The sequence below is a fragment of the Mucilaginibacter gracilis genome (genome assembly GCF_003633615.1).
Taxonomy (GTDB): Bacteria; Bacteroidota; Bacteroidia; order Sphingobacteriales; family Sphingobacteriaceae; genus Mucilaginibacter; species Mucilaginibacter gracilis.
The window spans coordinates 2,722,304-2,734,532 of record NZ_RBKU01000001.1 but is presented as its reverse complement, the minus strand read 5'-3'; the positions used below and the strand labels follow the sequence as shown (position 1 = coordinate 2,734,532).

Below are 12,229 nucleotides of genomic sequence, written 5' to 3'. Positions count from 1 at the left end.
CGGAGTCGTATGTTATTGGGCGTTATGGGTTAAATTACTTAACCTCAACAACAGCTCCTGCTTCTTCTAATTGTTTTTTCAAGCTTTCAGCTTCTTCTTTAGTTACACCAGTTTTAACTTCTTTAGGTGCACCATCAACTAAGTCTTTAGCTTCTTTCAAACCTAAGCCAGTTAAGTCTTTCACTAACTTAACAACTGCTAACTTAGCGCCACCAGCTTCTTTCAATATTACATCAAATGCTGTTTGTACTGCTGCTTCAGCCGGAGCTTCTGCTGCTGCTGCCGGGCCGGCTACTACTGCTGCCGCTGCTGGCTCAATGCCGTACTCGTCTTTCAAGATCTGAGCTAATTCGTTAACTTCTTTTACTGTTAAGTTTACCAATTGTTCAGCAAACGCTTTTAAATCTGCCATTACTATAAATTTTTAATGTTAAATACTTTGTTTTTTAATTCGAACTTAAGGTGTTCGATTTAACCTCTTTCTTGTAATGTTTTAACTAAACCGGCTATTGTGTTACCGCCCGATTTAAGAGCAGAAATAACATTTTTAGCAGGCGATTGCAATAATCCGATGATTTCGCCAACCAATTGCTCTTTCGATTTAAGGTTAACTAAAGCATCTAACTGGTTATCACCAATAAATATAGCAGTATCAATGTAAGCTGCTTTCAATACTGGCTTGTCACCTTTTTTTCTCAATTGTTTAATCAGTTTTGCCGGAGCAGTGCCTGATTTAGAGAACATGATAGATGATGAACCTTTTAATACGTCGTAGATTTCGGTAAAATCACCTTCAACAGCTTCCATAGCTTTTTTGATCAGTGAGTTTTTTGTTACCTGCATCTTAATGTCGCTTTCGAAACATTGACGACGGATAGCGTTAATTTTTGCAACAGTTAAATCAGAAGTGTCGGTAATATAAAAATTACCATACTCTTTCATTTGTTCAGCAAGGGCAAGAACAAGATCGTGTTTTTCTTCTTTATTCATGATTTAGATCCCCGCTACTGTTTTAGTTTCAACTTGTATTCCGGGAGACATGGTTGAAGAGATATGAATACTCTTGAAATATGTTCCTTTGGCTGCTGATGGTTTTAGTTTTGAAATGATTTGGAGAATTTCCAAAGCATTCTCATAAATTTTATCAGCAGGGAATGATACTTTTCCTATTGAGGTATGGATAATACCGGTTTTATCAACCTTGAAGTCAATTTTACCTGCTTTTACCTCAGTTACAGCTTTACCCACATCCTGGGTTACTGTACCTGATTTAGGGTTAGGCATTAAGTTACGCGGGCCTAATATACGACCCAAACGACCAACTTTAGCCATAACACTTGGCATAGTGATGATAATATCAACATCAGTCCATCCACCTTCAATCTTGGCGATATAATCATCCAAGCCTACAAAATCAGCACCTGCATCTTTAGCTTCTTGTTCCTTTTCAGGAGTACAAAGCACCAATACACGTACAGTTTTGCCGGTTCCGTGAGGTAAGGTTGCAATACCACGCACCATTTGATTGGCTTTACGCGGATCAACACCTAAACGAACATCTATATCAACCGAAGCATCAAATTTAGCGATAGTAATATCTTTCACTAATGAAGATGCATCCTGTAAAGAATACGCTTTATTAACCTCAACTTTGGATAGTGCCGTTTTTTGATTTTTTGTTAATCTTGCCACTGTCTTTTAAACTGATTAGTTATTTAATGTTTCAATTTCGTTTTTCGAATTTTTGATTTCGGTGTTTAATTCCGAGAGTAAAAATCCGACTTCGGAAATCATTTAATTCCAGGGCGCTGTACCAGAAACGGTAATTCCCATACTGCGAGCTGTGCCTGCCACCATTTTCATGGCCGATTCAACTGTGAATGCATTTAAGTCGGTCATTTTATCTTTGGCGATAGTTTCAACCTGGTCCCAGCTTACGCTTGATACCTTTTTACGGTTGGGTTCTGCCGATCCGCTCTTTAAACCGGTAGCTTCCAATAACTGGATAGCAACTGGTGGAGTTTTGATGATAAAATCAAACGATTTATCTACATAAACTGTGATTACTACTGGCAACACTTTACCTGGCTTGTCTTGCGTACGGGCATTAAACTGCTTGCAAAACTCCATAATGTTCACACCTTTAGCACCCAATGCTGGGCCTATTGGAGGAGATGGGTTTGCAGCGCCGCCTTTTACCTGTAGCTTAACCATTGCACCGACTTCTTTTGCCATTTTAATTTAATTATTGTTACTTAATGTTAATAAGTGGAAGCTATGTAACATTTTCTTAGATTTGAGTATTGAGATATGAGATTTTAAACCTCTTTTTCTCTTTACTTTCTTCCAATTATCGTGATCAGATTTTTAATGCCGATAGGGTATCTCAAAATCCTATCTAACATGTTACATCTAAAATTATTCTTTTTCAACCTGCATGTAATTCAATTCGAGCGGCGTACGGCGGCCAAATATCTTTACCATTACTTTCAGTTTCTTTTTCTCTTCGTTAACTTCTTCAATAACGCCGCTAAAGCCATTAAACGGCCCATCCATTACCTTAACGTTTTCGCCAATGTAATATGGTACGTTCATTGTTTCGCCTTGCTCGCTCATTTCGTCAACCTTACCTAAAATACGGTTAACTTCGGCCTGGCGCAAAGGAATAGCGTTACCTTGTTTATCGCCTAAAAAGCCAATAACGCTGTTTATATTTTTTATAATGTGCTCCAACTCACCGTCGAGCGCGGCTTCCATCAGTACGTAGCCCGGAAAAAAGTTACGCTCTTTTGCTATTTTCTTTCCATCGCGCATCTGGTAATATTTTTCCATTGGTATTAATACCTGCGGAACCAGATGTGATATACCTAAACGATTAATTTCGGCATCTATGTATTGCTTAACCTTTTTTTCTTTACCACTTATGGCTCTCACCACGTACCATTTCAACTGATCGCTCATCGTTATTAAAATATTACGCTAATGATTTATAGAAGTATTGCAGTAAACGGCCAAATGATTGATCCATAAGCAATACTATTAAAGCTATGATAATAGCAGCTATCAATACTAAAATTGCACTATTTTGTAATTCGCTCCACGTAGGCCAGGTTACCTTTTCGGTAAGCTCTTCGTAGGACTCCTTTATATATTCAGTTACTTTAGCCATTTTGTTTACTTCCTCTTCAAGCACGGGAACAAGGATTCGAACCCTGATCAAAGGTTTTGGAGACCTCTATTCTACCGTTGAACTATTCCCGTTTATTATAAGAAAACATAAGCCCGCATTTGATAGCAGACTTATGTTTCTCAATTAACCTTTTTTGAAATATTATTTCAAAATTTCTGTTACCTGACCAGCACCTACTGTTCTGCCACCTTCACGGATAGCGAAACGTAAGCCTTTTTCCATCGCGATAGCATTAATCAACTTTACAGTGATTGTTACGTTATCACCTGGCATAACCATTTCTACACCTTCGGCTAATGAAATTTCACCAGTTACGTCTGTTGTGCGGAAATAGAATTGCGGACGGTATTTGTTAAAGAATGGCGTGTGACGGCCACCTTCTGCTTTTGACAATACGTAAACCTCAGCCTTGAAATCTGTGTGAGGAGTTACTGAACCTGGTTTGCAAATAACCATACCACGACGGATGGCTTCTTTTTCAATACCACGTAATAATAAACCAACGTTATCACCAGCTTCACCACGGTCAAGGATTTTGCGGAACATCTCAACACCAGTTACGGTTGATTTTAAGTTCTCAGCACCCATACCTAAGATATCAACCTGATCACCTGAGTTAATAATACCACGCTCGATACGACCGGTTGCAACAGTACCACGACCAGTGATCGAGAATACGTCTTCAACAGGCATCAAGAAAGGAAGCTCAGTTAAACGTGGAGGAATTGGAATGTAGTTATCAACAGCGTTCATCAAATCCATGATCTTCTCAACCCATTTATCATCGCCGTTAAGACCACCTAATGCTGAACCCTGGATAACCGGGATATCATCACCTGGATATTCGTAGAATGATAATAATTCACGAATTTCCATTTCAACTAATTCTAATAATTCCGGATCATCAACCATGTCAACCTTGTTCATGAAAACAACAAGTGCAGGTACACCTACCTGACGTGCTAACAGGATGTGTTCGCGGGTTTGTGGCATCGGACCATCAGTTGCAGCAACTACTATGATAGCACCATCCATTTGAGCAGCACCTGTAACCATGTTTTTCACATAATCCGCGTGACCTGGACAGTCAACGTGAGCATAGTGACGGCTAGCAGTTGAATACTCAACGTGCGCTGTATTGATAGTAATACCACGTTCTTTTTCTTCAGGAGCTGAATCGATAGAATCGAAAGAACGAGCTTCTGAAAAACCTTTGTCAGCTAATACTTTGGTGATAGCTGCGGTAAGGGTTGTTTTACCGTGGTCAACGTGACCGATAGTACCGATGTTTAAGTGCGGCTTACTGCGGTCAAACTTTTCTTTTGCCATGATTTATAAATGTTTGTAGGTTAATTTTTATTTTCTAATTGTTATAATACTAAAATTATAGAGCCAACAATGGGATTTGAACCCATGACCTCTTCCTTACCAAGGAAGTGCTCTACCACTGAGCTACGTCGGCTTTTTTGTTAGTTCATTTGTTCACTTGTTGATTAGTTTATTAGTGCCAAGCACCAATGAACCAGCGAACTAATAAACCAATGAACCAAACTGAGCGGAAGACGAGGTTCGAACTCGCGACCTATAGCTTGGAAGGCTATCGCTCTACCAACTGAGCTACTTCCGCTTTTTTTAATGATTGAATGATTGAGTTTTTGAATGACTGAATGTTTAAAATTCAATTTTTCAATAACTCAATCATTTTCCTTTTTAATTTCCAGATCATTCAATCCATCAATCATTCAGGAACTCAATCCTTAACAAGTGGGGGGAGAAGGATTCGAACCTTCGTAGCCGAAGCAACGGATTTACAGTCCGTCCCATTTGACCGCTCTGGTATCCCCCCAAGTTAATTTTGGATTTGGTATTTTCAATTCGGGATTTGATTTTATTCAAATCAAAAAATCCCTTATCAAACATCCTATATCCAAAATTAAACTGAGCCTCCTATCGGGATCGAACCAATGACCTACTGATTACAAGTCAGTCGCTCTACCAGCTGAGCTAAGGAGGCAATTTATTTTTAAGAACAACCCCTTTTGTTTGCGAAGTAGTGTTGAGTACCTCTCCAAAAGGGATTGCAAATCTACACAATTTAAAAGCCTATCAAAATTTTTTTTCAAAAAAAATCGGCAAGATAAAATCCCGCCGATTTTGCTCAAAATTTAGACTATTTTAAAGGTTATTCTTCTTCTACAAGGTTGCTTAAAACTGCCTTATCAACAGCACTCTTTTTTTGTTTGTGCTTACCAATTTGCTTAATTAATGATTCGATTGCTAAATCGGTAGCTTCTTCAAATGTTTTACATTGGTGTTTGGCAAATAATTGATTGCCAGGGAGCATGATTTTAATTTCGGTAATTTTGTTGGCTTCGTCTTCTACATTTTCCAGCTTCAAATAAACCTCGCCGCTAATAATCTGATCAAAAAAAACATCAAGCTTATCGGCCTTTTTTTGAATAAAATCCAGCAACTTTTTGTCGGCTGTGAAATGGATGGATTGGACTCTGATTTTCATGTTTACTCCTTTTGTTTACGCCTTTGGATGGGCTTGTTTATAAATATACTTCAATCGTTCCACAGAATTGTGGGTGTAAATTTGGGTTGCGCTTAGGTTAGCATGGCCCAAAAGTTCTTTAATGGCATTTAAATCGGCCCCGTGATTTAGCATGCTTGTTGCAAAGGTGTGCCTTAAAACGTGCGGGCTCTTTTTATCCTGGGTGGATATAGCTGATAAATATTTTTGCACTATAAGGTATATCATTTTGGGATATGCGTTTGCTCCTTTACCTGTAACGATAAACGTTAAGGAATTGTTATGAAATTTTTCACTTTTCTTTTTTATGCTGTATTTTTCGAGCAAAAGCTTTAATTCGGTATTAATGGGTACCAGGCGTTCTTTGTTACGCTTGCCTAAAACTTTAATGGTACCTTGGTATAAATCAATATCGGTTTCTTTTAAACCAACAAGCTCGGCAAGGCGTATGCCTGTGCCAAAAAGTAATTCGATAATGAGTTTATCGCGCAGGCCGGCAAAATCGTCGGTAAAGGCTTCGGCGTCGTTTAAGAGGCCCATTATCTTATCCTCTTCTATCACTACGGGCAGGCGCCTGGGTATTTTAGGTGCCTGTATTTTAGATGCTGGGTTGTTGGTAATAACGCCCTGGCGCATGGCAAATTTAAAAAAAGTGCGCAGGCACGATATTTTTCGGTTAACAGATTTGGCTGTTTGGCCGTTGTTAATGAGTTGTACTACCCATTCGCGAATATCCTGATAAGTGATATTGCCGAGGTTAGCTATTAAAAGTTGGATGTGATGATCTGGTGGCGTGGCATCGGCATTTAATTGGCCGGATGATGAGGTATACTCAAAAAATTGATCCAGATCGTGCTGATAAGCGGTTATGGTATGGGGAGAGAACCGCTTTTCGAATTGAAGATATTGGATAAATTGCTCTAAAACCATAAAAACTACTTGTACAAAATCAATAAATGAATGTACAAATAGTTTTAATATGATATAGAAAAATTTAAATTAACTTAACGTTAGCTTTAAACAGTTTCTGCGTTCATGTTTTGTTTGTAAATTGCGTGCTTGATTTCAGTTCTGCGGGTAACAGACTTTTTCTCGTATGCCTGACGGCTACGCAATTCTCTTAATACTCCGGTTTTTTCGAATTTCTTTTTAAAGCGTTTCAGTGCTTTATCTAATGATTCGCCGTCTTTAATGTTGATAATGATCATAAGTTCCTACAATACCTCCTTTCAGGGAGGGCAAATGTAGATATAATGTTTTGACTTTCAAAAAGATTTATTAATTTATATCGGAATTCGGATGTTCGATTTCGGATTTAGTACTTAACGTTTAGAAAATAAGAGTTAAGCTGGTTTAGGATACAAAACAACGAGGATAACTATCGGTAATACAAATGCTGCAAAAGAGAAGCAGAAGCCAAATACTCTATCCCAAAATAACTTGGGATCGGTGGTTTTCGCAGCAAAAACAGGATAGCGATGCATCTTTTTGATGAACCAAACACTCATCACACGATATGTAATATATGCGTATAATGGATTTGCAAGAAATAAGTAAAAATTCGGCCCATGATTTTTATAAAAAAATGTAGACAAGCCAATTAGCGCGAGTGCTATTGTAATAATCCAGATAGCTGAGAAATATTTAGGGTTGTTTAACGGTGCCTTTTTCTTTTCATAAAACATACCTAAAAAATGAAAAACCTGCATTGACATTAATCCGAATAGAAAGCAGGCAAATTCCATTATTTAAATATTAATTTATTGCAATTAGCGAGCAATAATAGCAACTTAATATTGCAAAACAACAGGGAAATAACGCATAAGTCAATTACACTACTTCAACACCTCCCTTGCTATTACAATCTTTTGTATCTCGGATGTGCCTTCGCCAATGGTGCATAATTTGGCATCGCGGTAGTATTTCTCAACCGGAAAATCTTTGGTGTAGCCGTAGCCGCCAAATATCTGTACGGCTTCGTTGGCGGCCTTTACGGCAACCTCTGATGCGTAGTATTTAGCCATGGCCGATTGCTTGGTTACCGGCAAATGGCGATTTTTTAAATCGGCGGCCTGCATAATCAGTAATTCGGCGGCTTCTATTTCGGTAGCCATATCAGCCAGTTTGAATGATATGCCCTGGAAGTTAGCTATGGGTTGCCCAAACTGGTGCCGCTCTTTGGCGTATTTTACGGCAGCCTCAAAAGCACCTTTGGCTATACCTAATGATAGCGCAGCGATAGAAATGCGCCCCCCGTCTAACACTTTCATGGCTTGTTTAAAGCCTTCGCCCTCAATGCCCAACAGGTTTTGTTTGGGTACGCGGCAGTTATCAAAAATAAGTTCGGTAGTTTCGGATGCGCGCATCCCCAGTTTATTCTCCTTTTTGCCGTGGGTGAAACCGGGTGTACCTTTTTCTATCACGATGGCCGATATGCCGTGCGAATCGCCTTTTTGGCCTGTGCGTACCATTACAACTGCAATATTGCCGGATTTGCCGTGGGTGATCCAGTTTTTTGAACCATTAATAAGGTAATGGTCGCCATCTAAAACAGCCGTAGTATTCATACCCAAAGCATCCGAGCCTGTATTAGCTTCGGTGAGGCCCCAGGCACCAATCCACTCGGCAGTGGCCAGTTTTGGTAACCACCTATGCTTTTGCTCATCGTTACCAAAAGCTAAAATATGCCCGGTACACAACGAATTGTGCGCCGCAACCGATAAACCTATGGAGCCGCAAACCTTGGCTATCTCAACAATAACGGTAACATACTCGTGGTAACCAAAGCCCGAACCGCCAAATTCTTCGGGAACTAAAACGCCCATTAAGCCCAATTGGCCCAATTTTTTAAAAAGCTCAACGGGAAAGTATTGATCTTCGTCCCACTGCATTACGTTGGGGCGTATGTGCTTTTCGGCAAAATCTTTCACCATCCGGGCTACCATTTGTTGGTTCTCGGTGGTGGAAAAATTAAATCCTGAAGCGGTTTCGGCAATTAAAGTATTCATGTATTTACAATTGGTTACACGAAGCTAACAAATTAAAATACAGTAAGTTTGCCAATAAATCGCTTTCTAAATTAGTATAAAACGGTTTTTGGTACAGATATATGGCACATTAGGTTTAAAGTAAATTGTGCGGTTACTGTACACTCGTAAAATATTTTTTAAACTTTTTTAATAGTTGGCCAGCACCACTATATTATCTGATATGGGGCTTATCTTCTCCTCCCCTTTCAGGAAACTTAACCCTACCACAAACGAAAACCCGGCAATGTGGCCGCCCATCTCTTTAATGAGTTCGCTGGTTGCGGTAACCGTGCCGCCGGTAGCTAACAAATCATCGTGAATTAAAACATTGCTGCCAGGGGTAAAAGCATCGGTATGCAGTTCGATAGTAGCGGTTCCGTATTCCAATTCGTAAACTTTACGTTTAACGGTAAACGGAAGCTTACCGGCTTTGCGTACCGGAATAAAAGGCACGCCCAGTTTCATGGCTATCATTAACCCGAATAAAAAGCCGCGGCTCTCAACTCCGGCAACGGCATCAATATGCATTCCCTGGGCGCGTTCAACAAAAGCATCCAAAATTTCCTGACAAAGCTGATGGTCTTGCAGTATGGTGGTTACATCTTTAAATATAATGCCAGGCTTTGGAAAATCGTGAACATCGCGGATGGCAGCTTTAATTTTTTGTTCTATCATTTGAATTTTAAATAGGGCGCAATTTTACGCAAAATTTCATCATCGAGAAGAGCAATATCGTGTAAATCGGTTATCGATTGGTAATTACCATGTTGCTTCCGGTATTCAACAATGGCGTTCATTTGTTTAAAGTTGAGATAGGGGAACCGGCGCAGATCGTCAACCACAACGTGATTGATGTCAATTTTAACGATCTTTTTAGGGTTAACGGTTATTTGTTTGGCCAGTTGATTGTATTTTGCCGAATCGATACCGTATACTTCTTTCAATTGCCCTTTATAAGCAAAGCCGCCCAATTGCCTTCGATAACTTACAATGCGCGCCGCAAAGGATGGCCCTATCCCTCTTAGCTGGGTTAAATGAGCCGAATCGGCTGTATTGATCTCTATAATTATATCGCCTTTTTTAGCAAAGGTTTCGCCTGCTGGTAAATCAATATAGGCTTCGATGCGGGTATAGTCATCGGCAGTAATGGTGTACATTTTTTTTACATCGGCACGGGTATAAAAATGCCCACCCTTGGCTTCGTAGTTTTTGATGCCATTTATTTGGTGTTGGCTTAGGCCTAGCTTTTTCCATTGTTCATCGGCCAAACCATTGGGGTTAAATTTGAACAGAATGGGATGAGGGTCTTTTTTATCGTCATCGCTATTAAAAACGGAAGTGCCGTTTGGATTGCCGCCTTTGGCAGATTTGAGCTGGGCCAGGGCCTTTTTAAAACCTGTTACATCCATTGGTTTATCCTGATGGAAATAGGGTAATATAAAAGGTATAACAAGCACCAATGCAATAATGAGCATTAGTACTACCATACCGTTCCATTCTTTTTTAGTTATTGCAAAGTAATTTTTAAAAGCGCGTATCATTAGGGCAATTAGGTAGGTAAATTATGAATATTTTTGCAATACCTTTAAAAACATAATGAAGATAATTACCAGAGAAGAATTTGCAAAAGCTACCAAGATAGATAAACTGCATATGCCCGGCCTTGCGGCATTGTTAATGGAGATTATGAAGATAAACCAGGTTAACAATTTATTTGCGCAGGCACAGCCCAAACAAGGCCCTGATTTTGTGGATGCTATTTTAGAAGGCTGTGGTATTGATATTGAATTTGATGAGGCCGATTTAAAAAACATACCTACCAACGGTGCCTTTATTGCCATAGCAAACCACCCTTACGGCGGCATTGAGGGCATGGTACTGCTTAAAATACTTTGCATGGTAAGGCCCGACGCTAAGCTGATGGCCAACTTTTTGCTTAAAAAGATACCTAACCTGAGTGATTATTTTATAGCGGTTAACCCTTTTGAGAATGTTGAACATTCATCAAGCATAAGCGGAATAAAGAATACCCTTGAATTATTGAACGGCGGTACACCTATCGGGATATTTCCGGCTGGTGAGGTATCAACCTACCAGTTTGAGGCCCACCAGGTAACCGATAGGCTTTGGCACCCGGTGGTGGGTAAAATTATATCGCGCGCCAATGTGCCGGTGGTGCCCATTTACTTCCACGGCAATAATGGTTTGCTGTTTAATTTATTGAGTTTAATTCATCCAACACTGCGCACGGCCAAGCTACCATCGGAGTTGTTTAACAAGCATGGGCATACCATAAAACTGCGCATTGGTAAACCTATTGATGTTACCGATATTAAACGTTACGGTAATAATACTACCCGCCTGCTCAACTTTTTACGCGCCAAAACCTATGCGCTGGGCGCCGGCTTAGATGAACAGAAAAGGATTTTTAAACCACGCAGTTTGTTTAAAATTAAAAAGCGGCCAAAAGCCATTGCACTCGCTATCAACACAGGGGTTTTGGAGGCCGAGGTTAGCGCATTGCATGATGAATACCTGGTTTGGACCGAAAAAAATTATCAGGTTTTTATATCGCCTACATCGGCCATACCTCATGTTATACTCGAGATTGGCCGCCTGCGCGAAATTACCTTTAGGGAGGTTGGCGAAGGCAGCAACAAAAGCATCGACCTGGATGAATACGATATTTACTACCACCACTTGTTTATCTGGGACACCAAAGCTAAACTGATTGTTGGGGCGTACCGAATTGGTATGGGCGATGAGATTTTTTACAGTATGGGCAAACGCGGCTTTTATACAGCCGAATTATTCAAAATAAAAAGTCAGTTTACCCCGGTATTAAAAAAGAGCCTCGAACTGGGCCGCTCGTTTATCCGGAAGGAATATCAGCAAAAACCGCTTCCTTTATTTTTGTTGTGGAAAGGCATTTTAAAATACCTGATAGATAAGCCTCGTTACCGTTACCTTATTGGCCCGGTTAGCATTAGCAACAGCTTTTCGCAGTTCAGCAAATCGCTCATTGTTGATTACATTAACCGTAACCACTTTGATTATGAGATGGCCGAATATGTAAAGCCCCGCAAAAAATTCAAGGTTGATTTTTCGAGCATTGATACTGATGTGCTGCTACAGGGTGATGAAACCTTTAAAAGCTTGGATGCCTTAATATCCGAAATAGAAACGCGCCACATGAAGGTACCTGTGCTGCTGCGCCAGTACATAGCTCTGAACGGCAAGATTATCTGCTTCAACATTGACCCCAAATTTGCGGATTGCCTGGACGGTTTTTTGGTACTGGACCTGGAAAAAGTGCCGCACGAAATGCTGGAAAAGCTGGGGAAAAACTTGTAAGGGGAAGAGGCAAGAAGCGAGAATCAGGAATCAAGATATGGGAGAAACGGAAGTCAGATCTGTCAGAAGACTGAAGCCGGAAGTTGGAAGTTGGAAATCACTAAACCGGCGAAGATCAAA

At 40.1% G+C, this 12,229-nt stretch carries 15 protein-coding genes and 5 tRNA genes; 1 reads left to right on the top strand and 19 read right to left on the bottom strand.

The window, feature by feature from the left end:
- Positions 1-34: 34 nt before the first annotated feature.
- From rplL to BDD43_RS11700, 19 genes are all read right to left on the bottom strand, one after another.
- Positions 35-412, bottom strand: a complete 378-nt coding sequence (rplL, locus tag BDD43_RS11790) for a 50S ribosomal protein L7/L12 (protein WP_121197856.1) — start codon at positions 410-412, stop codon at positions 35-37.
- 59 nt (positions 413-471) lie between these two features.
- Positions 472-990, bottom strand: coding sequence for a 50S ribosomal protein L10 (gene rplJ / locus BDD43_RS11785; RefSeq protein ID WP_121197855.1), 519 nt, complete (start codon positions 988-990; stop codon positions 472-474).
- Between the two features lie 3 nt (positions 991-993).
- Positions 994-1,692, bottom strand: a complete 699-nt coding sequence (gene rplA, locus BDD43_RS11780; protein WP_121197854.1) for a 50S ribosomal protein L1 — start codon at positions 1,690-1,692, stop codon at positions 994-996.
- A gap of 102 nt (positions 1,693-1,794) precedes the next feature.
- The gene (gene rplK, locus BDD43_RS11775; RefSeq protein WP_121197853.1) at positions 1,795-2,235 is read right to left on the bottom strand and encodes a 50S ribosomal protein L11; all 441 of its coding nucleotides are present in this window, start codon (positions 2,233-2,235) and stop codon (positions 1,795-1,797) included.
- 183 nt (positions 2,236-2,418) lie between these two features.
- A complete protein-coding gene (gene nusG, locus BDD43_RS11770; RefSeq protein WP_121197852.1) occupies positions 2,419-2,961 on the bottom strand; it encodes a transcription termination/antitermination protein NusG in 543 nt (180 codons plus the stop codon).
- Between the two features lie 13 nt (positions 2,962-2,974).
- The gene (gene secE, locus BDD43_RS11765) at positions 2,975-3,169 is read right to left on the bottom strand and encodes a preprotein translocase subunit SecE (RefSeq protein ID WP_121201966.1); all 195 of its coding nucleotides are present in this window, start codon (positions 3,167-3,169) and stop codon (positions 2,975-2,977) included.
- Positions 3,170-3,190: 21 nt separating this feature from the next.
- Positions 3,191-3,261 (bottom strand) — tRNA-Trp (locus tag BDD43_RS11760).
- Positions 3,262-3,331: 70 nt separating this feature from the next.
- Entirely contained in the window at positions 3,332-4,519 is a 1,188-nt protein-coding gene (gene tuf / locus BDD43_RS11755) for an elongation factor Tu (RefSeq protein WP_121197851.1), read from the bottom strand.
- Positions 4,520-4,580: 61 nt separating this feature from the next.
- A tRNA-Thr gene (locus BDD43_RS11750) sits at positions 4,581-4,652 on the bottom strand.
- Positions 4,653-4,744: 92 nt separating this feature from the next.
- Positions 4,745-4,817, bottom strand: a tRNA-Gly gene (locus BDD43_RS11745).
- Positions 4,818-4,955: 138 nt separating this feature from the next.
- Positions 4,956-5,036 (bottom strand) — tRNA-Tyr (locus BDD43_RS11740).
- Positions 5,037-5,131: 95 nt separating this feature from the next.
- A tRNA-Thr gene (locus BDD43_RS11735) sits at positions 5,132-5,204 on the bottom strand.
- Between the two features lie 168 nt (positions 5,205-5,372).
- Positions 5,373-5,708 (bottom strand): HPF/RaiA family ribosome-associated protein, encoded by a 336-nt coding sequence (locus BDD43_RS11730; RefSeq protein ID WP_121197850.1) that lies wholly within the window; start codon positions 5,706-5,708, stop codon positions 5,373-5,375.
- Between the two features lie 15 nt (positions 5,709-5,723).
- A complete protein-coding gene (locus tag BDD43_RS11725) occupies positions 5,724-6,656 on the bottom strand; it encodes a tyrosine-type recombinase/integrase (RefSeq protein ID WP_121197849.1) in 933 nt (310 codons plus the stop codon).
- A gap of 86 nt (positions 6,657-6,742) precedes the next feature.
- Entirely contained in the window at positions 6,743-6,934 is a 192-nt protein-coding gene (gene rpsU, locus BDD43_RS11720; RefSeq protein ID WP_121197848.1) for a 30S ribosomal protein S21, read from the bottom strand.
- 135 nt (positions 6,935-7,069) lie between these two features.
- Positions 7,070-7,471 carry a hypothetical protein gene (locus BDD43_RS11715; protein WP_147425622.1) on the bottom strand — a complete coding sequence of 134 codons (402 nt, stop codon included), beginning with the start codon at positions 7,469-7,471 and terminating at the stop codon, positions 7,070-7,072.
- A 90-nt stretch (positions 7,472-7,561) separates the two neighbouring features.
- Positions 7,562-8,734 carry an acyl-CoA dehydrogenase gene (locus BDD43_RS11710; RefSeq protein WP_121197846.1) on the bottom strand — a complete coding sequence of 391 codons (1,173 nt, stop codon included), beginning with the start codon at positions 8,732-8,734 and terminating at the stop codon, positions 7,562-7,564.
- 168 nt (positions 8,735-8,902) lie between these two features.
- A complete protein-coding gene (locus tag BDD43_RS11705; RefSeq protein ID WP_121197845.1) occupies positions 8,903-9,430 on the bottom strand; it encodes an adenine phosphoribosyltransferase in 528 nt (175 codons plus the stop codon).
- The gene (locus BDD43_RS11700; RefSeq protein ID WP_121197844.1) at positions 9,427-10,296 is read right to left on the bottom strand and encodes a ComEA family DNA-binding protein; all 870 of its coding nucleotides are present in this window, start codon (positions 10,294-10,296) and stop codon (positions 9,427-9,429) included. Before BDD43_RS11700 ends, BDD43_RS11705 begins: the two co-directional genes overlap by 4 nt.
- A gap of 55 nt (positions 10,297-10,351) precedes the next feature.
- Between BDD43_RS11700 and BDD43_RS11695 the strand changes: the two genes are divergently transcribed.
- Complete coding sequence (locus tag BDD43_RS11695; RefSeq protein WP_121197843.1) at positions 10,352-12,109, top strand: lysophospholipid acyltransferase family protein; 1,758 nt, start codon at positions 10,352-10,354, stop codon at positions 12,107-12,109.
- Positions 12,110-12,229: the final 120 nt, after the last annotated feature.

What these genes read in the sequence shown, in the direction of transcription:
- rplL (WP_121197856.1), bottom strand. Translation starts at nt 412, where the DNA reads ATGGCAGATTTAAAAGCGTTTGCTGAACAATTGGTAAACTTAACAGTA.
- rplJ (WP_121197855.1), bottom strand. Translation starts at nt 990, where the DNA reads ATGAATAAAGAAGAAAAACACGATCTTGTTCTTGCCCTTGCTGAACAA.
- rplK (WP_121197853.1), bottom strand. Translation starts at nt 2,235, where the DNA reads ATGGCAAAAGAAGTCGGTGCAATGGTTAAGCTACAGGTAAAAGGCGGC.
- nusG (WP_121197852.1), bottom strand. Translation starts at nt 2,961, where the DNA reads ATGAGCGATCAGTTGAAATGGTACGTGGTGAGAGCCATAAGTGGTAAA.
- secE (WP_121201966.1), bottom strand. Translation starts at nt 3,169, where the DNA reads ATGGCTAAAGTAACTGAATATATAAAGGAGTCCTACGAAGAGCTTACC.
- tuf (WP_121197851.1), bottom strand. Translation starts at nt 4,519, where the DNA reads ATGGCAAAAGAAAAGTTTGACCGCAGTAAGCCGCACTTAAACATCGGT.
- BDD43_RS11730 (WP_121197850.1), bottom strand. Translation starts at nt 5,708, where the DNA reads ATGAAAATCAGAGTCCAATCCATCCATTTCACAGCCGACAAAAAGTTG.
- BDD43_RS11725 (WP_121197849.1), bottom strand. Translation starts at nt 6,656, where the DNA reads ATGGTTTTAGAGCAATTTATCCAATATCTTCAATTCGAAAAGCGGTTC.
- rpsU (WP_121197848.1), bottom strand. Translation starts at nt 6,934, where the DNA reads ATGATCATTATCAACATTAAAGACGGCGAATCATTAGATAAAGCACTG.
- BDD43_RS11715 (WP_147425622.1), bottom strand. Translation starts at nt 7,471, where the DNA reads ATGGAATTTGCCTGCTTTCTATTCGGATTAATGTCAATGCAGGTTTTT.
- BDD43_RS11710 (WP_121197846.1), bottom strand. Translation starts at nt 8,734, where the DNA reads ATGAATACTTTAATTGCCGAAACCGCTTCAGGATTTAATTTTTCCACC.
- BDD43_RS11705 (WP_121197845.1), bottom strand. Translation starts at nt 9,430, where the DNA reads ATGATAGAACAAAAAATTAAAGCTGCCATCCGCGATGTTCACGATTTT.
- BDD43_RS11700 (WP_121197844.1), bottom strand. Translation starts at nt 10,296, where the DNA reads ATGATACGCGCTTTTAAAAATTACTTTGCAATAACTAAAAAAGAATGG.
- BDD43_RS11695 (WP_121197843.1), top strand. Translation starts at nt 10,352, where the DNA reads ATGAAGATAATTACCAGAGAAGAATTTGCAAAAGCTACCAAGATAGAT.